Raw genomic sequence first — 23,523 nt, 5'->3', positions numbered from 1 at the left:
CCCTTATTCTCCTGCTATTCCTGATCGATCTACACCTTCAACAAACCATCGCTGTGCAATAAAATAAATAATGAGCAGCGGCAGAATGGTAATAAGTGTCCCCGCCATTTGAATGCCTTCATTAATAAAATCAAAACTTCCTTCGCCACCATACATTTGTTCATAAACAATAGAAAAACGCTGTAGTTCAAGTGGTAAGGTTGTTAAACTATTTCCAAAGTAAATGGCTGCCAATCCCGTTTCATTCCAATACCACACGAGCGAAAACAAAAATGAAATAATCATTGCTGGTACAGCCATTGGTAAAGCAATGGTTAAGAAAATGCGTACATTTCCCGCCCCATCAAGTTGTGCAGCCTCTTCAAGTGAATCTGGCAGTAATCGAAAAAACTGATAGAAAATTAAAATGAATATGGCACTGTTAATCCCTTGAGCAAACAAAGCTGGTAAAAGGAACGATTGAATGCTTCCGAGCAACCCAAGGTCGTTAAAAAACACATAACGCGGAATCAACGTAACTTGAGGAGGAATAATAAACGTCACTAATACGAGCGCAAACAGTGTTTTCTTAAAAGGGAATGAAAATCTTGCAAATCCATAACCAACAACAGCAGCAACACCTGTTTGAATAGCAGCTGGTAAAACAGTGACATACAAGGTTTGCCATAATGTTGGCCAAAAATTAAGCACCTCTAATGCTCTACTGAAATTCTCCCAATACAGTCCTGTCGGAATCCAAGTGACGAGAGGATTTAGTAAATCATCTAAACGTTTAAAGCTAAATACACCCATGTACAACACTGGAAATAAGTACACATATCCGATTGCGACTAATAAACTATAAACAAGTATCTTTAGTATGAACCCGCTATTATCTTGGCTCCCTATTAACAGCTTTCTTATTTTTGTGAAACCAACGATGGAACGCTTTTTCTTTACTTTCTTAGTTTGTATATTCATGATGCTCCCCCCTTACGTCCGCGTACTGTCATAAAGCCAACGATTAGAAGTAAGAGTAAGCAGATAACAGCAAAGTAAATCCAAGATAAGGCAGAGGCGTAACCAAATCCAGTCTCTACACGAAACATATGGCTTTGGATATGAAGTACAACACCATTTAATGCAAAAATGGAGTACATAACCGTAGTATAGATGGTATTTACTACCACAATCGGAAATAAACTTGGAAGCGTTACTTTCCAGAAGCATTCCCAGTTCGATGCACCGTCGATTTTTGCTGCTTCATAAATGTGACGATCAATTTTCTGCAAAGCAGCTAGAAAAATTAAAATTTGTACACCTGAAAACCAAAGAGTCATAACGAGATTATCCATTAAATACGTAAAAACGGTGCTGACTATACCATCACCTGCTAGTAAATACACAAAAAGAAGATTATTTTCTGGAACAGGTATACTTGTCATTTCTTGATCAATTAATTGTTTCACCACTGGCCCACTTATAATAATAACTGGCAGAAAGAACACCATCCGGAACAATCCACGAAACCGTATTGGCTGATTTAAAAGTAGCGCAATAATTAAAGAGAACACTAAAATGACCGGTACGGAAAACGCGAATTCACGTAAGTACGTTACTAGAATTTGCACAAATTGACTATCGACAACAAACGCATCCGTATAATTTGAAAAATGTGTGTACGTTGTTTGAATGCCATTTGGTGTAATAATGACATCATGAAAACTTAAATAAATGGAATAAAATAATGGAAATGCCGTGAAGATCGCGAATCCAATGATCCAAGGAAGTATAAACCCATATCCAGTTAGCGTTTTTTTTGTTTTCATCGTTAACCGATTCATGGGCGATCCTCCTTGTCTCTAGCAAGTTCTGAACTCTGGACGGTCTTGGCGCTTAACGGAGAAAGTACCAGTCCATTAATAGTTGCATCCGCTTGCCGATAGTTCACAACTACCGATAGTCCGTTTGAATAAACCATTTCAATTAATCCCGTTCCGTGCACAACTCTGTTTATAATCTGTTCACCCTCAACAGGTTCTAAAGTTTGAATTGCTAATTCATATTGATTCGTCACATCTTCTTTCCACGTAGAAAATTGTGACGTAAATAAATCTTCGGAAGGCGTATTGAAAAGTACATCTGGAGACTCTGTTGTTAACAAGAACGATGGATAAGCACCGTATTCAATCATCCGAAGAAGGTCTTGCTCGGTTTGATTATGAAAATTAGAGAATTCTCCAAAGTAAGGTACATGCCCCTTTAAAACAATTTGCAGAAACGGCACCGTATCGGTTACTACCGTGTAATTGGACGAGTAAAGGGGAATCTGTTGAAAGCTTTCGGCATACTTCCAGGCATAATCATTCGGTCGATTCAGTGCTAATGGCCCAACTTCAGATAGTAGTTTTTCGAATAGCATTTCATATTGTTGAAGCACTTCGTCGCGCTGCATAACCGTCCTTTTTGTATAATGACTAAACAATTCAGAAGCGGTCGTATCAATCGATAATCGGTTAATGCCATTCTCTTTGTACATCGATAGATCTGCATCAACAGTGTTAAGCGCCCACTCAGGCGTTAGCAAAAAATGATCCCAAAACGTTCTTACCTCCAATGCAGCCTCACCATTTAATCGTCTCACAACATCATGTTGTCCTGAAAAGCCTGCAGCCCCATCGTACGCTTTCGTATAATCGGTTTGAAAATAAAAAGGAATGTTAAGATCCGCTAGATACTGTTGTGTAGAGGCAAGCTCACCTGTTGTACCAAGTGCTGATTCAAACCCATCCTTTCGCGGCAATGTTCCTGTCAACCCTCCAGCCAGCCAACCACGATACGTAATTTGCATGTTCTTCACACCTGCCTGATTCAGTTCTGCAGCGTGGTTAGCAATAGCTGCAACAGGGGTTACAGGTTCAACCGTCCTCCAAAAAAAGCGCCGTTTTGTTTCCCCACCTAAGAAGGTTACATTTAGCTGCACTTGATCCTTTTGCTCAGGCAGTCGTTCATTTGTTGCTAAGTATTCTTGATACGCATGGGCCATCCCCACATAGCTAGCATGATCCTCTTGTAAGAACACACGCTCTTGTTCAATTCCGTATAAAAGTCGCTCAGTTTGGTACGTATTAAAACCATCACCACTTTGATTAGTTGGTTGATAATACTCATGACGAAATGTATAGTAAGCAGTCGCCCAATAAAAATCAGTTGATGCTCCTTTTGGATAGGCCAAAATCGTCGCATAATGCTTACCCTCTCCAAGTATGGTTGCGAACCCATTTTGTTTCTCTCCATGTACAACACCAAATACGGGGTAAGCAATTGATAAGGGCTCATTTAATAAAGAAACGGCTGTTTGATTCCGTTCAAATGCTGCGTCTTCTCCGTAAACAGGGGCTCGATATGGCGAAGTCGCTCTTGCTTCTTCTTCAAATCGAATTAACGCACCGCTTCCATCTGGAATAAATAAGTATCCATCAGATAGGTTCTCATCTGCAGCACCTAGAAACGGGTACAAGCGCAATGTTACAAGCTTAGCTCGATCACCCTCTACAATGGATTCTTCAGGTATAGTAAGTTGCAATCGTTCACCATCTAACGAAACCAATAGTGTCAATTCAATATTTGATCGTCCAAACACAACGTCTGCTTTAAAGCCTGAGTCCGTTTGCTCCACATGTATGTCAGGATTGTATGTAACAAGACTTTCTGTTTGGATCGTGTCACGCTGGTCTAAGTACTCAACAGTTAGCGCTGAATTTGCCATATCTCGCCACGTTTCATTTAGTTGGGCATCCTCATTACCATGGACGCCAGATTGCCAAACATAGCCTGTTTGTTTGGCTTTAATCGCAATCCCGAGTGACTCGTGCTCTACATAAAGAATTAGTTCTTCTGTTTCTGCCATTTTTATAAACCCATGATCTTCCGGGTTCACAACTGGAAGTTTAGCCTGTTCTGCATGATCAGGTTGCGTGAATTGATTTGAACGTTGCCAAGGGGTTATTCCTGACTCCTGCTCTTCCGCATAGACAAGCTGTTGTCCAGCAAAAAGAATAACACCAAAAGTTATACTCACACGAACGAGCTTTTTAAACACGGTAGAGCACCTCCTGCCAAATGGATGCTAAAAACTGGATGACTTGATCAAATAGGACATAAACAATCATAAGCACAAAAGCAAGCAAGATCATGCCAAAAATGGTAAGGACCACATTTCTCACCGTACCCCAAAATGTGAAATCATGAATTTCCTTCAGCATGATAAAAAGAATTACTAGTGCGTAAACAATCATGCTAAGTAAACTAAATTGAAAGAGAAACGCTTCATTTAACGTTAAAATACGGGACACGAATACGAGAGGAACGAGCCCTATTAACAAGGGGGCACTCGCATATATAAAGCCAATATACAGCTCTCGAAAGCGTCCCTCACCATCACTAATGGTGCTCACCAAATAGTTAACAAGTAAGAAAAAGACGATCGGCGTAGCAAATATGAGTAAATCATACGTAAACCAAAAGTATTCTAGTGGTGTTGGTCTGAAAATAAACCCTCGACCGTAGATGAAAAACAAATACGAGATAAATAGAGACACATACAGAATAGAAGCTGATAAAATAGAAACCCGTTTATTTTCTTTTACATAATAAAAACTATCAATTGGGTGACGAATAAAGCGAAACACAAACAGTAGTTCATTAAATAACTTTAAACGCTTAACCTGCACCCACCTTTTTTCTACTGGTGCTAAATAACCAAAGCGTCGGTTTGTATAAATGATGCCGAAACGGAGTGTTATTAATCCGATAATGGAAGCGAACAACAAACTTAACTTTTCTTGCATCCATTCGTAACGCACTTCCCAGAATGCATTAGAATAGGCACTGTAATTATTGGAACGCTCAAAACGAGCCATCGCCTTATTATAGTTTTGTTGTTTAAACTCAGACTGGCCAATCGCATTGTGGGCAAGGGCGAAGGAGGCATTTAACTGTAAGACATCTTGCCAAATCGCTTCACTTTCAACATAGTAACCTTCTGTGAACAAGCGAATTCCCTCGTGAAGATTCCTCGTAAAACCTGTCGGATTAAATAGCTCGACTGTCCCTTTTTCTCGATCGGCTACAAGTAGCTGGCCGTTACGATCGACCTCAATTGCACTTGGCTGAACAAACAAGCCTGCCCGACTGGTACCATCTTCTTTTCCACCAAAGTAAAACAGTGTGTAGCCTTCTGGATCGAGCTCATAAATGGTTCCGTCCGTCGAGATGGTTACCATATTACCAGCTGCACCAACAGCCACATCGCGCATTGGATTTGAACCTGCTATATCAGAAGGAAGCATATTCGCACCAGCAATATTCAAACGCCGCACGACTTCATTATCCGTACCCGCCGTTACCGTGTAAACGAGCCCCTGCTCATCGATCGTTATGTTCGTTGGAGCAGGGGGTACCCGTAAAAATTGATTTACCCGCTGAGTTTCGCTTGTTATTAGATCCGGTAAAAAGGAAAGCAATGAACCTCCAAAGCGATTGACACCAAAGAAACCAAGAAAATCACCCTCTGCACTTAGTTGGACAATCCCATTTGTTGATCCCTCAGAAACAACGTAAAGGTTGCCTCTACGATCCACCGTGATTTTTTGAGGCTTGAAGGCTGCACGCTCCCCATATAAAGGTGTATCTGGTTTGCCGAATGTGTTGATGAGGTCACCACTATGATTAAATAAAACGATTTCTTCAAGCGCGTAGTCTGCAACATAAATACCTTCTTCGTTAACAAAAACACCAAGTGGCTCCCTTAATAGTCCAGTCCCAATTTCCCGAATCCGTTTTCCCTCTTCGTCAAAAACAACAACGTGCTGGAAACCCGAATCGGCAACATAAATCAAATTGTCTTTCCCAACAAACAGATCTTCCGGCGCTAGTAAATCACCCGTCAACCCAATATTTCCAACCGGTACGTATGCAACTTGGGTTTCAATCGGATAGCCTTCACCAGTAAGTGTATAAGTTTTATAAGGAACCTCAACGGATGCCTGTGCGCTCAATGGCAAGAGACAGACAATCATTATAAAGAGCCATGTGAGCAGTGTTTGCTTCATCTCGTTCCTTCCCCCTTACTTAATCCCTGAATGGGCCATCGTATTCATTACCTTGCTTTGTAAAATAATAAAAATTACTAGGTTTGGCAAAAACATAATAAGCGCTGCAGCTGCAGCCATTCCTTGTCCAGCTACCGTATTTCCTGCAGCATCACTTGTTAAAGTAGACATGTAAAAGGCAAAGGTTTTTAAGTTTTCGTCGTTGATATACAATGTTGATGCCTCTACACTGTTCCATACTGCTTGGAAAGATAAAATCGCTACCGTTGCCAGTGCAGGAGCTACCAAAGGCATAATAATTTTCCAATAGATTTGAATGTCTTTCGCTCCATCCATTTGTGCCGCTTCAATTAGCTCATTCGGAATCTGGTCGATAAATTGTTTCAATAAGAATAAACCGACTGGCATAGCAAGCATTGGCAGGATGTGAACCCAAAATGTATCGAGCAAACCAATTTGTTGGATAAGCAAGTACGTTGGAATTCCTACAGCCGCAGGAACAAACATTAGAGCGAGAGTATTTAGTTCAAATATCATTTTTTTTAGTTTGAATTTCTTTTTCGATAGCACGTAGCCTGCCATTGAACTAATAAACACGGTAATGGCAACAACAACAAGCGTAACGATAATACTGTTAAATAAATAACGGGACATTGGTACTCCAGATTCGCTTCGATTGTTAATTAAATCAGCAAAATTTTGTATCGTTGGTTTGTCGACAAAAAACCTCGGGGGATAAGCAAATAACTCATCAATTGGTTTAAATGCATGCGAAAAAATATAGACGATTGGCATAGCCATAAAAATCGCAAGCGGTATTAAAAACAAGTAAAATTTCAGCTGACTTAGGTGAAATTTATCGGGATTCATTCTGCTCCCATGAAACGAACTCGCCATGTCTGCTCCTCCTAATCTTTATCCGCAAATAACCGTCTTGCTACGATCGAAAAAAGATACACAAAAAGAAGCAAGATAACCGATATTGCAGCTGCATAGCCCATCTCGTAGCGGATAAAACCAAAATCTTCAAGGTGGTTAACCATTAACTGCCCTGCATACTGAGGCGTAGGATTCGCTCCAGATAGCGCGACACCAATCGCACCAGCTTGAAAGGTTTGCACAATTGCCATCACAGCGCCAAACAACATTTGCGGTCGCATAGATGGGATTGTAATATAAATAATTTCTTGAAATCGATTGCTAATGCCGTCAATATAACCAGCTTCATAAATCTCTTTATTAATGTTCATAACCCCTGATAACATCGCTAAGAATCCGACACCCATACTGCCCCAAAGAGTAACAACAATCATAATCGCTAATAGATACTGTGGAGACTGTAACCATTGAATTGGTTCAAATACCATTCCCCACTGCATTAAGAGACTGTTTAAATAACCACTCTGGTCGCCACTAAAAATAATGGACCAAACAACAGCCATCGCAATTCCAGAAGTCATTGATGGTGAGTAAATGATTAGCGCTAAAATCGTTCTCGGCACTTTTGTGATTTGCGCTAGCATCCACGCAAGAATAAATGCAAGGATATAACCGCCTGGTCCGACGATAAGCGCAAAGATGACAGTATTTGGCAAGACATACTGCATAAACACACTATCTTGCGTTAATACGTTTACATAATTCGCCAAGCCAACAAAGCTTGGAAATTCAATTGCATTAAAATACGTAAACGATAATACAATTGCTGCAAGAACTGGTATGACAATAAAGAGAATGAATAAGAGTAAATACGGAGCTAAGAACAATGCAGTGCTCACGTGTTGTCTTGGTTGTGTATTCATTCGCTCTCCCTCGTTTTCTGTTTGATCGCTTCAATTGTCGGAATTGGGTACGGACGGATCACTTCTCCATCTTGCATATAGCCAAACTCTTCCATCTTTCTGCGCAGCTCGCGATCGATCGTAATAATCGAATCATCAACAGCCGAACGAGCATTTTCACCATCAAAGACCATCTTATTCCAAACATTACTTATCTCCCGTTCAACCATATAGGCATATGGTGTTTTGGGCACTTCAATTAATTGTTCCCATTGCGTTAAAATAACGTCTTTATGCTCCTCTGGCCATGGAAGTTCTTTAAATGCTTCAAGGTTAGCCGTATTCCACATGTATTCTGCCCCGTACGTCATTTGCAAGGTTTGAGCAAACTCCCTTTGTGTTTCTTTACTCATCCACCATTGTAACAACGCCCATGCCTGTTCTTGATTGTCGCTTCCGTTAAACATCATGCCAGCTTGCGCGGCACCACTGGCCCAACGAGAGACAGAGCCATCTTCCTGTTCGACACCAGGATGCAGGGCAATATCCCAGCCACTCAATTCTTGCGCTGCAGAGGTTAACTGCACGTAAGTTGCAAAGTTTCCAATCCCTAAAGGAAGTGAGCCATACCGAAAATGATTATAGAAGTTTGGCACTTGCAAGGGTGTACTGTAAATCGTGTTTAAATCAGCCATAAACTGCACACCTTGCAGTGCTTCATCTTCATTTAAGGCCACACCCATACCATCTTTTTCAAAGATTTGACCTTGAAATTGATAGATAAACGGTGCTGTTGCTGCAAAAGGCTTGAAGGCTGCACCTCCTGCAATTGATGAATAGAAGTTCATACCATACCGTTGTAATTCTGGTAAGATGTCAACCACATCCCCCCATGTATTAGGAACAGGTAGGGATAATGCATCCATTAAATCCTCTCTGTAAAACAACACCGAAAAATCTTGCGTCTCTGGCAGCGCATAGATTGAATCTTCAATCATTAACGGCATAAATGCCCCTGGGGCAAATTGATTCATATAGTCATCAAAATCGTCGAATTGGCTTAAATCTACCGCTGCACCACGAATGGCTAACTCGTATGGTAGCCAGTTACTAATCCCTAATGCCAAATCTGGTTGACTGTCAGCTGCACTTGCTAAAATTAACTTTTGTTCATCTGGCATAAGTGAAAACCTGACCTCAATTCCTGTCTCCGGTGTAAATTGTTGATCCGCCATTAACTGCATTAAGTCAACATATTGACGTGGTCGATTAACCCACACTTCAACAACATCGTGCTCTGTATTTACCGTTGTTAAATCGTCGCCACTGAATGATTGAAAAAAGCGACTTACCGATTCTTTGGTTTTCATCCATAACCCAGCTTCTGCATCCGGCAACAAAGTTTTGCCATGAATGAACAGTTGATCGAGCAGAAGTGGTTGTTCTCTTAAAGCAATGGACACATCCCCGAGTACTTGAGAAACCGAACTGGAGCCTTCAGATAATTCATTTAAGCGGTTCGGTAATTCGTTCGGTGTCTCCGCTAAAGAGCGTAAACGATCCCCTGCTACTCTTAGTGACACACCTTGAACGCTATCTCCTTCACTTGTACTTGCAGCCCTTAGCTTATCAGCTCCAGTCTCGACCTTCTGAGCCCAAGAGCGTAACCGATTGGACACATCGGGAATATAATCTTCAATACGCCATCCTCTACTTGCATCTTGCTGATTTCCAGTTAATTGTTTAATTGATAACGTTAATTCATCCATTTCCGCCATAATGAGCGTTAACTCATTTTGTACCTCTTGCGTAGGAGTGTCGTCCACCCTTAGACAAAGTTCATTCATGCCTGCTTCCAAATTAATACGAAACGGCTCATTGGCATCATTAGCTAGTGTTTGGTTCTCCCAATGAGCACTTTGCGGAAATGGATAACTCTTAAGTTCTGCAAATGGTATCCTTCCATTCACATAAATGGTACGGTATATATCTTTATTGGCATCGTTGTTTGCCAGTGCCTTAAAAGTAATATAATAAAATCCGCTCTCGGAAATTTCAAAAGACCAGCAGGCAGATTGACCACTTACTTTCCAAGAGTCACCCCCGAATGTATTAAGTAGCCTTGCTCCAGTCTCATACGGTGAAACGGAAGGATCCTGCGTCACAATTGGTCGTATAGAGGATTCGTTTTTTTTGCTTGGGTGTTCGGCTTCAATTGTAATTAAATCGTTAATAACCTCTTCGTCGTCTATGTCACTTATGTATGTATCGTAAGTTGAAATCTCTGTCACCGGCTCGATCGTTACATGGGCTATATCCATTTCGCCTCGGACATGTTTGAATTCTATCGTGTTCTGTCCTTGCTCAAGCGCAAATGCAAATGGTTCCACTCTTCTTGAATCACCTAATCGAAACGTTTGCCAGTCTTGTAGTTGACTCTGACTAGGCATAATATCTGCTCCATAGCGATCCTGCTCAAACGTTGTTTCATTTTGAATCCATTCACTAGGAAAGATCATTCCTCTACTCTCTGAGAACGGATAATGACCATTTATTAGAATAGCTCCTTCAGAAGGCACGAGGGTTTCTTCTGTTACCCGATATGCAACACCGATCTCATACAAACCAGCTTCAGCCACATCCACCTCTACTGTAAAACGACCATCCGTTGCCCAATTGATGTAGTCCTGATCAATCCCTTCGTATTCTTTAAATTGATTGACAGTAAAGTGTTGCGAATCACTTATTTTGTTACCGTACTCATCTTTGTTGCTCTGATAAACCTCATCGTATGATAGCTCCAGCTCTTCAAGTGTTTCAGTCGTCTCTGCTACAGTTGGTTGCGAATAAGCTAGAAAACCTAATATGGTTAAACAAACAATAGAACTTCTTTTTAACATCAAACCCCCCCATTTCCTTTCATACTTAAAAGGAGCTGCTCGAAAGTCTTTTAAATGAAAAAGCGCTTACAACAAATGCATGACGTTGTCTAACGCGCTTTTTCTCTTTTACTGTTTATTCGATTGCCTCTTTGCTTTCTTCATAACGACTATTCGCTAACTCATTTAATTGAACTGCATAATCTTCTATTTTAATATCGCCACGCACTGCAGCATCGATAAGAGCTGCAATGGTTGCATTTCCTTCATCCCCAATTGAAATGCCTGTTGGTGCTTCCCAACGAGAATCTACATATCCCGGAACCGTTTTCATTGGTTCAATGACCGCGTTCTCAATACCTTCATATGCTTGCTCTATTCCTGGAACATCAATATTAGCAAAAAATTGATCCAATACGTCTTGGTCAGCTGTTACTGGAAGTTTATTCACAACAATGCCAGCTTCATCAGCAAGTTCAATTCGTTTTAAGAAGCCTTCTTTCCCAAACGCCATCCATTTTGAAAATAAATAGGCTTCGTCTTCATGCTCTGTTGAACTAGAAATGCCTAGGTAATCATTTGTTACAACCGGACGCCCGCCTGGAATACCGACAAAATCCCAATCAAACTCTGCATCATTGTTTAATCCTTCGAGACTCCATGTACCATCCCATTTAAGCGCAATATCGCCGTTCAACCATACTTCTTCTGCATTGTCTCCTGCAAAGCGCTCCTTTTGTGCATCATCTAACGAATCATACGCATAGTTTCCATTTGCAAGATCAGATGCTAATTGCACTCCATTAATGAAGTTGGAACTAGCGAGATCATAGCCTGTAGCATCATTAAATGTATACCAGCCCGCTGTTTCATCTACAACCGATGGATACCAGTCTGGAATTGAAAAAATTTGATTAATACCTGATACACCTTGCTGAACATCGGATGTTTCCCGAATGGCCGTAGAAAATTCGTCTAAGCTATAGCCATACTTCGGAATCGTTAAATTGCCTTGGTTGAATAAATCTTTATTGACGAAATAGCCAAGCATCTGCGTTCCTGATGGCACTGCATAGATAGAATCGTTGTAGTTGACTGCAAGTCGAATTGCTTCTGGTATTTCACCAAACTCCTCATCCGCTTCCGTCAACCCATTTAAATCAAGAAGCCAATTATTACTTAAACCCAATGGTACTTCGGCAATGGTAAACACATCTGGCATTGTACTTGCGCTAGCAGCCGAAGCTAGTGAGCTATTCCAATCAGCAGGGTCAAGCGACCGGTCAATATCAACCTTAATATGCGGATATTCCTCCATAAAAGCGTCAATCATTAGCGTATCGAGGTTTTCTTCTCCATCTTGACCAATTCCCCAGCTAGCGTATGTAATGGTAACTTGATCGTCTCCGCCGTTTTCTTCTGTTGCTGAATCATTTCCTCCACATGCCGCTAATGTAATTAGCATTATTCCAACTGGCATTAGTAAGAACTTTTTCATGATAATCTCTCCTCACCTTTATGGGCATTATTAATCGTAGCTTATAAAGATCCGCGGTTCACTAACTCAACCATCGTTTCTCGAGGTAATTCAGTTGGATTCTTTTCGATACGATCCAGTAGTTGTCTTGCTGCCTCTTTGCCCCATTGCTTCTTATTCACCCGAACCGTTGTTAACGGGGGGTCTGTGTACATAGCAATGGGTATATCATCAAAACCTACAATGGCAATGTCTTCTGGAATTCGCATGCCTTTTTCTTTACTCGCACGAATGGCTCCGATTGCCATCTCATCATTGGCACAAACAAAGGCTGTTGCTTGCGATTTTCCACTTGTTTTTTCTAAATAAGCTGCCATACAGTGGTATCCGCTCTCTTCTGTAAAATCAGCACGAATAAAATCACTCAAATAAATAGGTAAATCCCTCTCTTGCATAAATGATTGAAATGCTTCAAGTCGTTTTTCTCCATCAAACGATGATCCTTGACCAGCCATAAAGCCTATCCGCTCATGACCTGACTTTGTAATCGCTTCCATAATTTGTTGTACACCTTTATCATTTGGCAATAGCAATGAGTGGATATGGGGGTGCTGGCTTTCTCGATCTAGTACAATAATTGGCATCTTCTCTGACGCAATCATCTCTAATAGATCATTTTCCATATGGTAATTAAGGATAATTGCCCCATCAAAATGATTTTCTACAATCAATCTATGTTTATCATTAGACGCACAAACAACTAATTCATAACCGTGCTTCGCAATGTACTCGTGAACCCCTTCTAACATTTCGTTAAAAACTGGTCCAGTAAATCCACTAATAAATACAGCTACAATTTCGGTTTTACTTTTTTTTAAATTTTTTGCAGATCCATTAATCCGATAACCAAGCTCTTTTGCGGCATCATGAACCCTTTTTTTTGTTTCAGGTAAGATTAACGAGCTACCATTCATAGCGTAAGAAGCCGTCGACACACTTACTTTTGCTTTTTTTGCTACATCTTTTAATGTGGGCATTCACATATTCCTCTTTTCAATTGAAACGTTTCAATAAGATCATAATCGATAGTGAAAGCGATTTCAATAGTTAATTTTAATTTATTTTTTTATTTTCTGTTCATTTTATTGGATCGTTTCAACACTTGGTTCCTAAGATTTCAGGGCAATGTAAAAAGAGAGCGGTTCGTTTCCACCGCTCCCTAGTAATCATTTTATTTGACTTGAGCACCGTTTGGTAAATTTCCGTCTACTGTAGCAAGTTGAAGCTTTTTCCCTTTTGACCCAGCTAATATCATACCTTGTGATACCTCACCACGAAGCTTAACTGGCTTCAAATTCGTGACACAAATGACTTTTTTGCCCTTTAATTCTTCTGGTGAATAGTATTTTGCGATACCAGATACAACTTGTCGTTTTTCACTACCTAAGTCTAATTGTATTTTCAACAGACGATCTGCGCCCTCGACTGGCTCTGCACCAATGACTTCAGCCACCTTTAATTCTACCTTTGAAAAATCGTCGATTGTAATTTGGTTTTCATCTTCAATTTCTTCAGGCTCAGGATCTGCTTTTCCTCCCATGAGTTCAACAATATACTCGACTTCTTTCTCCACATCTAAACGTGGAAAAACAGGTGTGCCTTTGCTAACTTTTGTGCCTGCTTCAATGATGCCAAATGTGCGAATAGACTCCCATTGTGCTTGTTCTTCACTTATTCCTAACTGCTCCCAGATTTTCTCTGGGGTTCTCGTTAGGAAAGGACGCAAAAATACAGAGATGATACGGAGTGATTCTCCTAAATGGTACATGACGGAACCTAACTGCTCTTGTTTCTCTTCGTCTTTTGCAAGCATCCATGGCTGTGTTTCATCAATGTATTTATTCGTACGGCTTACCAGCTGCCAAATGGCAGTTAATGCAATTGAGAATTCCATTTCTTCCATCGCATTTTCTACTTTTGCTGCCGTCGCGTCAATTAAATCTACTAATTCTTGATCAAAGGGTGTTGCGCTTTTAATATATGCTGGCATTGAACCGTCAAAATATTTATTGATCATCGCAACGGTACGGTTTAATAAATTTCCGAGATCATTTGCTAAGTCATAATTCACACGTTCCACAAACGCTTCTGGTGTGAATACGCCATCTGCGCCAAACGGGACTTCACGCAACAAATAATAGCGTATTGCATCTAATCCAAAATGATCGATTAATGGGACTGGGTCAATGACATTTCCTTTTGATTTCGACATTTTTCCGTCTTTTGTTAAAAACCAGCCATGACCAAATACTTTTTTTGGCAAAGGTAGGTCAAGTGCCATTAACATAACCGGCCAATAAATAGTATGAAAGCGAAGTATATCTTTTCCAACAAGATGAACATCTGCTGGCCAATGCTTTTTGTATAGCTCATCTTGAGACGTACCATACCCAAGGGCGGTAATATAGTTTGTTAACGCATCAATCCAAACGTAGACAACGTGCTTTGGGTTGGATGGCACTTTTACGCCCCATGTGAAAGATGTTCGCGATACAGCTAAATCTTGCAAGCCTGGCTTAATAAAATTATTAACCATTTCATTTTTTCTTGATGCAGGCTGTATAAAATCAGGATTTTCTTCATAATACGTTAACAGTCGGTCTGCATACTTGCTCATTCTAAAGAAGTAAGATTCTTCCCGAACTTTTTCAACGGGGTGACCAGAATCAGGACTCTTACCACCAATAATGTTTCCGGCTTCGTCCTTTATTGGGTCAACAAGCTCTCTTTCTCCATAGAACGTCTCATCGGATACACAGTACCAACCTTCGTATTCACCTAAATAAATGTCGTCTTGAGCAAGAAGCTGATTAAAGATTTTTTCAACTACTTTTTTGTGACGATCTTCTGTTGTACGAATAAAATCATCATAAGTAATATCCAGTTTTTCCCAAAGTTCTTTGATAGGCTTTACCATTTCATCGGTATATTCTTGAGGTGAAATGTTTCTCTCTGCTGCCTTTTGTTCGATTTTCTGTCCGTGCTCATCAGTTCCTGTTAGATAGCGAACATCATAACCACGAAGACGCTTATAGCGTGCCATTGCATCGCCAGCAACAGTCGTGTACGTATGCCCAATGTGAAGCTTCCCACTTGGATAATAAATAGGTGTTGTGATGTAAAATGATGGTTTTGTCAACGTGCTCATCCTTTCAAATAAAATACAAAAAACCCTTCATCCACAATCGGGACGAAAGGTTAACTTACGTGGTACCACCCAAAATTCCCTCATCCATTTAGACAAGGCTCAAGACCACTAACGCTGGCAAACGTCATCCCCTTACCATTTAGGCTCGAAGATAAATTCTCCTGGACCATCTTCTAAAGCAACACTTGACCGGCTTTCACCTCACCCGGCTCTCTTGTACAAGCGCTCTACTTTATACTCATCCATTCATAGAAACGTATATTGTTCATTCTTATCAAAAATATAGCGAACTATACATCTATCTGTCAAGTGCGATCATAAAGAGTAGCAAACGGTGTTTTTTGTTTTGTTAGAAGCCCTTCTTCACAAAGTTGTTCTAACGTGATTTTCCATTCTGATACATCCCACGACTTTCCTGACTGTTTGTTTAAATCATCTAGTTTTTGCATAACGTGCATTTCTGCGAGAGGAAGGAAATCTTCAAGTGCCGCAACTATTTCTTCATTTCCAGCGTTATTCATTTGTTCAAGCTCATCAAATGGGTTCATCGTATGAGGGCTGGTTGAATGAGCGAGTCGAATACGAACAGCAACGGTTCGTCCGATAATGGCAGAAGAGACAAACACATCCCCTGATTGCAAATAAGGAAGTCGCTTCCCTTCTTCTGCCGTTAAATCCGTTTCTTCTTTTATCGTTTGAATGTCCGTTCCTCGAACCGTTCGAAAAACAAACTTAGAATTAAGCTGTGCGGTAATTGTTTCATCCAGCAATGTTGGACGCTGTGTAGCGAAAATTAGAAACGTACCATACTTTCTTCCTTCTTGCGCAATTTCTTTCAGTACTGATTTAGCCGGCGCTTCGTATCCTTTAGGCGCAAAGTTATGTGCTTCATCTGTTACCACAACAAACGGTGGAAAGAACTCGCTTTGCTGTTGTTGCAGCTTTGCATCTTTATAAGCGCGACGTTTAAAGTATAGAGAGCCTATCACGTAGCTAGCAAACACTTGCAGTAACCAAACTGCCCCTTGAATCACAACAAGCTTACCATTATGGATGCCGTGCTCAATCGCTCGAATGTTTTGTTGAAAAAGCCCTGCCTGATTTAAACGGTTTGCACGCCATTGAATACCCTTTACAGAAGATGGAGGCAAGCTACCAAACTGATCAAGTAACTGTTTGAATGCACTATAACGACTAATGTCATCTTTTGTCATTCCACCATCATGCAGCATGCCCTCGACCTTTTGCTTGCCCATATCCAGTGCATCTATTAAATTGGCAATTCGATCACTAAACGTTTGATAACTGTCTTTTCGTTTGTGGATCGTTTGAATAACATTAATCATTGATTCCGTTAAATGCCCTGCCGCTCCAAGTAATCGCTCTACATCTCGAGTTGATAAGGCTGAAAAATCAACACCGACGTCCCGACCAATTTGAACAACCTCATACCTAGAAGCATAGTTGACGTCACCACGATCTGCTTCTGTTTTTCCAGTGAAGTTCATTTCAAAATGTGGATCGAACACAAGAGAAGGAATTTTTAATTTCATCAACTCTTCCAGCATTACTCTTAAACCAAACGATTTACCTGATCCTGAGCCACCAAACACACCAATATGTGGGTATTGCTGCATGGCACGAATATCGAAAATAAACGGTACTCCATTCTGTTCTCTCACCATTCCATGTTCTTGCATATGCAGAATGTCATTCAACTGTGCCGGAAGCGATTCAGCAACAAAATCAGTAGACTTAATTTCCCCTAATACCATGCCTTTCTCTTTCGATGTTGAAACAAGCAAATGCTCAATCTCACTAAATTCTGGGTGACGCACACGGACGCCTGTTTGAATGGGCTTTTGGGCCTCATCAAATAAGCGCACTTTCGCGAGATGGATATCATCTTGCCCAATGTCATACCCAATCGCTTCAAGAGTCTCTAACACATTTCGATCTACTAACCCCTTGTCCATTCCCATCGGTATATAGCGATTATATGATAACGTTTCTACAACTTCACCTTTAGGTTCATTCAACTCTTTGTCTTCGATCACAAGCATTTCATTCATGCGAAACTTATGTGATTTCGATGCTATATGCACTTCATGTTGAGTAGTAATTCCAACAACTTGCAAAGCGATTCCTCCTTTTAATACGGTCGTTCGGTTCGCAATTTCACAAAGAATTGTCGACGAATGTCTTCATCAATGTATTGTTCCACCAATCCTTCAACGAGCTTGTCTGTTATGCGAATTTCCTTATCAATATGGTCTAGCCAGAGTGGTATACCCCGACCTTCAGACGGGGTAAGCGTACAAAGTAAATCCCCAATCCAATTTAAATGCTCCCTTTGCTCTTCTAACATATCAAACCCTGTAATGGATGGGGTTGCCCCTAGTCGCATCCACGTTGAAAGCAAGCCTGCTTTATGCTGAATCGTATCAATGTAGATCATTTCATTTTGATCAAGCATGCCAAATAACAAATCTCGGTCATATGAGTATGGGTTCCGAGCATAGGTCTCAAAACTTGCCAAAGTGATCAAATTTTCTGTTGTAATTTCTTCAGATACACCAATTAATAACGTGTTACGTTTCAAAGCTGAATCTCGAAGTTCTTCCCATTCCTCTTTTGCATCAATTCGATAATGATAAAGTGCACCGTCCATTAACATTACAGCAATGTCGTCTGCTTCAATTAAAGATCGCGCCGCCTTTAATTCTAAAACCGCTAAACGTTTTGCCCGTTGCTTACTAATCGTTTCTTCCTCGTCGTCTTCACGTTCTAATAATGGAATAAATAAATCAGACTCCCATTCCGCACGACCATCCGTTGCCTTAGCAACAGCTTGAAACAAATAAATAATATGAGGCGCTTCCCCTTTAGTCTGATTGACGGATCCATCTGTTCCCGCTAATTTTCGTCCAGCAAGTGCTCTTACAAGGTCGTCTGTAGAAAGACGCTTCATTTGTCGAAAGACATTCGCTTCTTTCGTCAGTTTTTGTCGAATTAGGTCTTTGTTTCTACTACTCTGCGCATATGTATCTTTTAATCTTTGGTTTGATTCTTGCAATTTTACAATTACATCTGCATGAATATCCATTTTCACCCTCTCCTTTCTTTTTTATAATAGATGTTTTTCCTCTATAAACACTGTTGTGCCGGGTTTCATAGTGCTTAAAATAAATTGTCGCAAAATATAAGTTTTTTTATTTAAAGCGATTGACTTGTTTTGGAAATATTGTTATTCTTAGATTACTATAGAATTATGTCGAAATATGACATAAAATTATTCTTGACTATACACTGGCTTCATATCTAAGGGGGAAACGTAATGAAATCAACTGGGATCGTCCGTAAAGTCGATGAATTAGGTCGCGTTGTTATTCCGATTGAGCTTCGTCGTACGTTGGACATTGCTGAAAAGGATGCACTTGAAATTTATGTTGATAACGACCGCATCATCTTGAAGAAATACAAGGCCAACATGACATGCCAAGTTACAGGTGAAGTATCTGATGATAACTTATCATTGGCAAATGGAAAGATCGTACTTAGCCCTCAAGGAGCCGAAGCTGTACTTGAACAACTCCAAGACTATGTGGCAAAAAAATAATTATCTGAACCTGCCCATGGCGGGTTTATTTTTTTGCCTCATGATACCGTTGATAAAGCTCTCGTTTGACTAATCCACGATCACTGGCAACTTGTTTGATCGCTTCTTTTTCAGAAAGACCGATTTCCACGTAATGCTTTACATGTTGAATATCGGTTAATGCGTGATGCCATTCGGTTTCATCCTCTTGGCTTTCACCGTTATATCCCTCAATACATAAACAAAACTCACCTTTTACTTGACCAGTCTTTACCCATTCTATCGCCTCTTCCACTGTACCTCGATTATATTCTTCATAGCGCTTCGTTAACTCTCTCGCCAGGACGATGTTTCGGTTTCCAAATACATCATAAATCGCTTGAAGTGTTTGATTTAACCGATGAGGTGCTTCATAGAAGATAAGGGTATCCGTTTGTTTTTGTAGACGTTCTAATTCGAGTTTGCGATCCTTTTTTCCTCTAGGTAGAAATCCAATAAACAGAAAGGAGTGGGTTGATAAGCCTGATGCTACTAAAGCGGTTATCGCTGCGTTCGCTCCAGGTAAAGATATAACAGAAAGGTTCTCTTCCAAACAGAGTGTAACGAGATCTTCGCCTGGATCAGAGATGCCTGGCATTCCTGCATCAGTGACAAGAGCAATCACAGCACCGGCTTTTATCTTTTCTACCAGTTCTCGACCCGCTTTATACTTATTATGTTCATGGTAGCTCACTAGCGGTGTTGAAATCTCAAAATGGTTCGTTAACTTTTTTGTTTGCCTCGTGTCTTCTGCAGCAATATAATCGGCTTCTTTTAATAGCCGAATAGCTCGAACTGTCATGTCCTCCAAGTTGCCAATAGGGGTTGGCACTAGGTAAAGACCGCCACCTTCAAGCGGATAACTTTTTTGTTCAATCATTTCCTTGTAAACTCCTTCGTTCTAAAACGTAACGCTCCTTGGCGCGCCTTGTTTTTCGCTTAAATTGATATTCTTGCTTTAATGCTTCCTCTTTTGTTGCAAACGTTTCAACAAAAATAAGCTTTAGCGGTCCTCGACCTCGAGTGTATTTAGCACCTTTGCCTTCTTCGTGTTTGCGTAACCGTTGCTCCACATTATTCGTGTAGCCGGTGTACCAAGACTGATCGCCACATTCAAGTACATACATATAATGCTTCATAAGCGAAAGTAGGCCTCGTTAAATTCCTTTGTGTAGCGACCGTCTTCATCGTAAACCATTAACGGAGACTCTGTCTTTAAACCAGGCTTGCCTCCTTTAATACCTTCTATTAAAAGCATGTTCGCATGGCTACCTGCTTTACTATGACAAAAACGAATCCGCTTAGGTTCAATCTTATTTCGTTTCATTGCTTCAATAATGTCAACCAAACGATCTGGACGATGAACCATGGCTAATTTTCCACCATGCTTTAACACATAAGCTGCTGATGTCACTACCTCTGATAATGTACAAGCAATTTCATGTCGAGCCATTGCCTTTGTTCGTTCCTCTTTTATTTGTTCGTGACTGGATTGTTTAAAATACGGCGGATTGCATGTAACGGCATCAAAGAAACCGTGTGCAAAGTGTTGTCTTATCTCCTTTAAATCAGCACATAAAGCAGTCACATTTTCACATAGGTTATTTTCTTTAATCGATCGCTGTGCCATTGTATGAAGTGGTTCTTGCAGTTCCATCAACGTGATAGCGGCTCTTGTTCGCTCCGTCATGGTCATACCAACAACGCCATTCCCGCTACAAAGATCAAGTATTCGTCCTTTTTGAAGCGGGATTGAAGCAAATCGTGCTAGCAAGATTGCATCAATTGAATAGGTAAATACGTTATCGCTTTGGATGATCTGATAAGTGGTACCTGCAATATGATCCATTCGCTCATCTTCTTTAAGCACTTTGCCTCACTCCTTTACTGTAAAAGCCGATCTCAACATACGGAGATCGGCTTCTGGTATTTTCATTTTTGATGTAGAAATGAAAGGCAGAACAAACAATCATCACCTTCAGGCCGAATACTCCCATAGTGTGTGTTGCATATATGAAAGCCTTCTTGGTAGAGCCTTGCCAAATTCTCATGACCTTCTCCAACCATCTTCTTACGTTCAAACTCTTCAGGGAGAATAGGCTTTTCCGGTTCTAAGCGTTTACGTAAATTTTCATTTTCTATGTGTAAATAATGATTCTCTTCAATTAAGTAAGCGAGCTGCTCTTTTAAACCTCGTAATTCTTCGTGCAAATCACCAATTCGTTCTTCAAGGCTTGAAACCTGCATGAAGATGGCCTTCTTATCCACATCGTTCACCTCATTAATCCGTTGCTTTTGAAGTGAGCTTTTCACTTTTCATTAATTCATCAAAAGCATATTCAAGCGTCTGTTCTTCTTCAAAAAGTTGAACCTGAACGACTCGGTCAAGTAAATTCAATCCAATCACTTTTCCTGTTCCATCAGGTGTGGAGATTTTCTTACCGATATCAGGCATTTCTTTCTTAGCTTCTTCATATGTGTCATTTTCATACTTCAAACAACACATTAAACGACCGCAAAGTCCTGAGATTTTTGCGGGATTAAGTGAGAGATTTTGATCTTTTGCCATTTTAATTGAAACAGGTTCGAAATCACCTAGGAACGTAGAACAACAAAGCATTCGACCACAAGGACCGATTCCCCCGAGCAACTTCGCTTCGTCTCTTACACCGATTTGCCTCAATTCAATTCTTGTCCGAAAGATAGCGGCTAAGTCTTTTACTAATTCTCTAAAATCAATACGACCATCGGCAGTAAAATAAAACAATACTTTATTACGATCAAACGTATATTCAACGTCAACGAGTTTCATATCTAAGTTGTGTTCCTCGATCTTCTTCGTGCATACGTCAATCGCGTCTCGAGCTGCCTCGCGATTCTCTTTTACAACTAATGTATCTTCAGCTGTTGCTAAACGAATAACTTGTTTCAACGGCAAAACAACGTCTTGTTCATCAACAAACTTTGGTGAAACGACTACTTTCCCGTATTCGACTCCTCGGGATGTTTCGACGATTACAGCTTCTTCACCAGTTATTTCGAGAGAACCTGGCGAGAAGTAATAAATTTTGCCCGCTTTTTTAAATCGGACACCTACAACCTCGTGCAAAACTAGCCCTCCTGTATCGTGAAAAGCAATCTTTCCATCACTAACTGTACGGCAACATTAGCACTAAGTTGGCTTTTTGCTTCCATCACTTTAGCCAACGAAAGGGTAATGAGACGCTGTGATGTTGATAGCGACAACTCTTTATAGGATTCATAAAAATCGCTATAAACAAGCTCTCCTTGCTTTCCAACTCGTATATATAAAAGGTCTCGCAACCATAAAGTCATCATTTCAAGACCCATTTCCTGATGAATGCGCTCTTTCATTAACGGCAGCCACTTTTCAGCTAACGTAATAATTGCTTGATCAGGTCTTGTGTATAACTCATGCATCAATTGTAACACTACACCTCTGGCTTGAAAAGACCAGTCGTCTTCTGTTAGACGTAATGCTGCCTCTTTATTTTCTGTGAGTTCGGCTAAAAACGAACTATGTTTTTGATCAATCCCATTCTCCATTAGTTGCTTTACAATTTCTTCTTTTAGTGGAGGGTGAAACCGTATGTGCTGTGCTCGACTTCTAATCGTCGGTAACACATTTTCAACCTGTTCCGTCAGAAGGATCGCTAATGTCTCTCCTTGCGGCTCTTCTAAAAACTTCAATAACGTATTAGCGGCCGTTCCTGTCATCTTATCCGCATCAGAGACAATGTACACTTTTTGTCGTGATTCCACTCCTCGATAAGAAAACTCTTTTTGGAGGTAATCCACTTGCTCCCGTTTGATTGACTGACCATCAGGCGCAATCTTATGTAGATCAGGATGGTTACCAGAGTCTATTCGTGTACAATCTAAGCATGTTAAACAAGGATTCGCCCCTTGCTTTTCCTGGCACATAAAACTTTTAGAGAGAAGAATAGCAAGCTCCATGGTTCCACTTCCAGCTTGTCCGTCAAACAAGTAAGCATGCGCAAGACGTTGTTTTTTTATGCTCTCTACTAACATAGGCACAACCTGTGGCTGTGCCTCTATCCAATCGTTCCAATTATTCATTTCATCCACCACGATTAATTAAAATTGTTCAAAATGATCTACTGGAAGTACAAAGACCGTCGCTCCTCCAACTTGTACTTCTACCGGATAAGGAACGTAAGAATCCGCATTGCCGCCCATCGGTGAAATAGGGGCTACGACTTGCTCGCGACTACGGCAGTTTTTCTGAATAATTCCCATGACTTCTTCGACAGCGTCATCTTCAACACCAATAAGGAAAGTGGTATTCCCTGCTTTTAAAAATCCACCTGTACTTGATAGACGTGTCGCTCGATAGTCTTCTTTTACTAATGCATCTGATAATCTCGTACTATCTTTATCTTGGATAACTGCCATAATTAGCTTCAT

General features: G+C 40.5%; 20 protein-coding genes and 1 other annotated feature. Of the genes, 1 reads left to right on the top strand and 19 read right to left on the bottom strand.

Features of this window, described 5'->3' with window-relative positions:
* Window positions 1–3: 3 nt before the first annotated feature.
* The 12 genes from PQ477_RS07925 to PQ477_RS07870 all read right to left on the bottom strand — a co-directional run bounded on the left by PQ477_RS07925 (window position 4) and on the right by PQ477_RS07870 (window position 18,543).
* Complete coding sequence (locus tag PQ477_RS07925; RefSeq protein ID WP_144557387.1) at window positions 4–960, bottom strand: carbohydrate ABC transporter permease; 957 nt, start codon at window positions 958–960, stop codon at window positions 4–6.
* Window positions 957–1,823, bottom strand: coding sequence for a carbohydrate ABC transporter permease (locus PQ477_RS07920; RefSeq protein WP_060705869.1), 867 nt, complete (start codon window positions 1,821–1,823; stop codon window positions 957–959). The genes PQ477_RS07925 and PQ477_RS07920 overlap by 4 nt, the downstream gene beginning before the upstream one ends.
* The gene (locus PQ477_RS07915) at window positions 1,820–4,081 is read right to left on the bottom strand and encodes a DUF5696 domain-containing protein (protein WP_274273327.1); all 2,262 of its coding nucleotides are present in this window, start codon (window positions 4,079–4,081) and stop codon (window positions 1,820–1,822) included. The genes PQ477_RS07920 and PQ477_RS07915 overlap by 4 nt, the downstream gene beginning before the upstream one ends.
* Window positions 4,074–6,092 carry a YIP1 family protein gene (locus PQ477_RS07910; protein WP_144557384.1) on the bottom strand — a complete coding sequence of 673 codons (2,019 nt, stop codon included), beginning with the start codon at window positions 6,090–6,092 and terminating at the stop codon, window positions 4,074–4,076. The genes PQ477_RS07915 and PQ477_RS07910 overlap by 8 nt, the downstream gene beginning before the upstream one ends.
* A gap of 15 nt (window positions 6,093–6,107) precedes the next feature.
* Window positions 6,108–6,989: a carbohydrate ABC transporter permease gene (locus PQ477_RS07905; RefSeq protein WP_144557382.1), complete on the bottom strand. Its 882-nt coding sequence runs from the start codon at window positions 6,987–6,989 to the stop codon at window positions 6,108–6,110.
* Window positions 6,990–7,000: 11 nt separating this feature from the next.
* Window positions 7,001–7,894, bottom strand: coding sequence for a carbohydrate ABC transporter permease (locus tag PQ477_RS07900; protein ID WP_052007979.1), 894 nt, complete (start codon window positions 7,892–7,894; stop codon window positions 7,001–7,003).
* Window positions 7,891–10,773, bottom strand: coding sequence for an extracellular solute-binding protein (locus PQ477_RS07895; RefSeq protein WP_060705877.1), 2,883 nt, complete (start codon window positions 10,771–10,773; stop codon window positions 7,891–7,893). The genes PQ477_RS07900 and PQ477_RS07895 overlap by 4 nt, the downstream gene beginning before the upstream one ends.
* Before the next feature lie 115 nt (window positions 10,774–10,888).
* Window positions 10,889–12,250 (bottom strand): ABC transporter substrate-binding protein, encoded by a 1,362-nt coding sequence (locus tag PQ477_RS07890; protein ID WP_060705878.1) that lies wholly within the window; start codon window positions 12,248–12,250, stop codon window positions 10,889–10,891.
* A gap of 41 nt (window positions 12,251–12,291) precedes the next feature.
* Window positions 12,292–13,266: a LacI family DNA-binding transcriptional regulator gene (locus tag PQ477_RS07885; RefSeq protein ID WP_052007975.1), complete on the bottom strand. Its 975-nt coding sequence runs from the start codon at window positions 13,264–13,266 to the stop codon at window positions 12,292–12,294.
* 194 nt (window positions 13,267–13,460) lie between these two features.
* Window positions 13,461–15,437, bottom strand: coding sequence for a methionine--tRNA ligase (gene metG / locus PQ477_RS07880; protein ID WP_144557378.1), 1,977 nt, complete (start codon window positions 15,435–15,437; stop codon window positions 13,461–13,463).
* Between the two features lie 35 nt (window positions 15,438–15,472).
* Window positions 15,473–15,696 (bottom strand) — a binding site (T-box leader).
* A gap of 46 nt (window positions 15,697–15,742) precedes the next feature.
* Window positions 15,743–17,575, bottom strand: coding sequence for an ATP-binding protein (locus PQ477_RS07875; protein ID WP_274273326.1), 1,833 nt, complete (start codon window positions 17,573–17,575; stop codon window positions 15,743–15,745).
* Between the two features lie 14 nt (window positions 17,576–17,589).
* Entirely contained in the window at window positions 17,590–18,543 is a 954-nt protein-coding gene (locus tag PQ477_RS07870; RefSeq protein WP_035395084.1) for a DNA double-strand break repair nuclease NurA, read from the bottom strand.
* Between the two features lie 231 nt (window positions 18,544–18,774).
* On the opposite strand from PQ477_RS07870, the gene abrB reads away from it, so the two are divergent.
* Complete coding sequence (abrB, locus tag PQ477_RS07865) at window positions 18,775–19,056, top strand: transition state genes transcriptional regulator AbrB (protein ID WP_035395083.1); 282 nt, start codon at window positions 18,775–18,777, stop codon at window positions 19,054–19,056.
* A gap of 25 nt (window positions 19,057–19,081) precedes the next feature.
* Here the strand turns inward: abrB and rsmI are convergent, their stop codons facing one another.
* The 7 genes from rsmI to darA form a co-directional block, all read right to left on the bottom strand.
* Window positions 19,082–19,954: a 16S rRNA (cytidine(1402)-2'-O)-methyltransferase gene (gene rsmI, locus PQ477_RS07860; RefSeq protein ID WP_274273325.1), complete on the bottom strand. Its 873-nt coding sequence runs from the start codon at window positions 19,952–19,954 to the stop codon at window positions 19,082–19,084.
* The gene (locus PQ477_RS07855; RefSeq protein WP_274273324.1) at window positions 19,947–20,213 is read right to left on the bottom strand and encodes a GIY-YIG nuclease family protein; all 267 of its coding nucleotides are present in this window, start codon (window positions 20,211–20,213) and stop codon (window positions 19,947–19,949) included. The genes rsmI and PQ477_RS07855 overlap by 8 nt, the downstream gene beginning before the upstream one ends.
* Window positions 20,210–20,944, bottom strand: coding sequence for a tRNA1(Val) (adenine(37)-N6)-methyltransferase (locus PQ477_RS07850; RefSeq protein ID WP_246117094.1), 735 nt, complete (start codon window positions 20,942–20,944; stop codon window positions 20,210–20,212). The genes PQ477_RS07855 and PQ477_RS07850 overlap by 4 nt, the downstream gene beginning before the upstream one ends.
* Window positions 20,945–21,006: 62 nt before the next feature.
* A complete protein-coding gene (gene yabA, locus PQ477_RS07845) occupies window positions 21,007–21,342 on the bottom strand; it encodes a DNA replication initiation control protein YabA (RefSeq protein ID WP_035395080.1) in 336 nt (111 codons plus the stop codon).
* A 13-nt stretch (window positions 21,343–21,355) separates the two neighbouring features.
* A complete protein-coding gene (locus tag PQ477_RS07840) occupies window positions 21,356–22,183 on the bottom strand; it encodes a PSP1 domain-containing protein (RefSeq protein WP_144557374.1) in 828 nt (275 codons plus the stop codon).
* 2 nt (window positions 22,184–22,185) lie between these two features.
* Entirely contained in the window at window positions 22,186–23,175 is a 990-nt protein-coding gene (gene holB / locus PQ477_RS07835) for a DNA polymerase III subunit delta' (RefSeq protein WP_060705881.1), read from the bottom strand.
* A gap of 18 nt (window positions 23,176–23,193) precedes the next feature.
* Window positions 23,194–23,523: a cyclic di-AMP receptor DarA gene (gene darA / locus PQ477_RS07830; protein ID WP_060705882.1), complete on the bottom strand. Its 330-nt coding sequence runs from the start codon at window positions 23,521–23,523 to the stop codon at window positions 23,194–23,196.

It is taken from the genome of Shouchella hunanensis, from assembly GCF_028735875.1.
GTDB lineage: Bacteria > Bacillota > Bacilli > Bacillales > Bacillaceae_D > Shouchella > Shouchella hunanensis.
Note: the sequence above shows the minus strand (reverse complement) of the source record. Positions and strands in the feature narration are given on the sequence as shown.